The 1,429-nt window shown below is 30.9% G+C and carries 2 protein-coding genes; both read right to left on the reverse strand.

Annotation, left to right across the window (positions count from 1 at the left end):
- On the reverse strand, positions 1 to 1,180 hold a 1,180-nt coding region (locus RH95_RS09085), incomplete at its 3' end, for a recombinase family protein (protein WP_010248914.1).
- A gap of 55 nt (positions 1,181 to 1,235) precedes the next feature.
- A complete protein-coding gene (locus tag RH95_RS09675; RefSeq protein ID WP_010248917.1) occupies positions 1,236 to 1,373 on the reverse strand; it encodes a hypothetical protein in 138 nt (45 codons plus the stop codon).
- Between the last annotated feature and the right edge of the window lie 56 nt (positions 1,374 to 1,429).

The raw sequence follows: 1,429 nt of genomic DNA on the forward strand, positions 1-1,429 counted from the left end.
ATTGCCTATAGCTTTCAACAAATGCTTTTTCTATTGCTGCTTCTTGTATTCCTTTTGAATGAGGGCAATATTTTTTACCTTTTTTTGTTGATTTTACACATTGCCAGTTAATTTTTTTGTAAATTGAACTAGTGTGCCATGTTCTTCTTGAAAGTATTTCACCACAAAATCCACATTCCAGCATACTTGAAAAAGCATATTGTCTTGATAGTTTTTCTCTCTTTCTATCCTTGTTAGCAATAGTGTTTCTGTTTTGTGCTCTCCTGAGTCTAATCTCTTGTGCCATTTCAAAATCTTCTTTTGATATAATTGGCTCGTGATGATTTTCAATGTGATATTTATCAGATTCTCCAAAATTAGCTAGTCTTCTTTTTGTTATGGGATCAACTGTAAAGGTCTTTCCCATTAGTATATCGCCAATATACTTTTCATTTTTAATTACTCCTAACACTGTAGTGTCTGACCATTTTGTTTTACCTCTAGGAGTAAGATATCCTTGCTCTTCTAGTTCTCTACCAATGACTGAGCCACCATTGCCCTCTAAATATCTTTTAAAAATGTATCTGACAATTTTGGCTTCTTCTTCATTTATAGAGATACTTTTTGTTATAGGGTCATAGTCGTAGCCAAGGCAACCTTGAAAGCCAATAAGCTCCCCCTTTTCCATTTTCATTTTCAGTCCTTTTTTTACATGGGCTGAGGTATTTTCTACTTCTTGTTGAGCTACTGAACTTAATATTGTTAATAATAGCTCTCCATCCATTGTCAAAGTATCTATATTTTCTTCTTCAAATACTACACCAACATTATTTTCCTTTAGAAGCCTTACATATTTCAAAGTATCTAATGTGTTTCTGGCAAATCTTGATATAGATTTAGTAATTATCATGTCTATATCTCCATTTTGGCAATCACTAATTAGTCTCATGAAATCAGCTCTTTTAGTAGCAGTTGTTCCTGTTGTCGCTTCATCTGCGTATATACCAGCTAAAGTCCAGTTTTTATTATTTTTTATTAGATTTGTATAATAATCAACTTGCGATTTATATGATTCAAGTTGGTCTTTACTATCTGTGCTTACTCGACAATATGCTGCAACACGTTTTAAATCTAAATGTAGTGCATTTCTATTTCTTGCTCCTGTATTTGAAGCTTTTATTAATTTTACTTTAGTATTCATTTTACCTCCTTCCCATTTTGTATCTTTCTACAGTGTTATTATATCACAAGATTAACTACTTTCTATCCATCTTCTTATAATCATTTTCTATTCTATTTTTTATTTTTGTATATTCCTTATCATTAATTAATTTAAGATCATAAAGTCTACATAACATAGCAACTCTCATACTATAAACCTTTATTGCTTGCATTTTAACCTCCTATGTAAGTTAATTTTTTACCTTGGTAAGTGGATCAAATTTAAAAA

The organism is Peptoniphilus rhinitidis 1-13, assembly GCF_000246925.1.
Classification (GTDB): Bacteria; Bacillota; Clostridia; order Tissierellales; family Peptoniphilaceae; genus Peptoniphilus_A; species Peptoniphilus_A lacydonensis.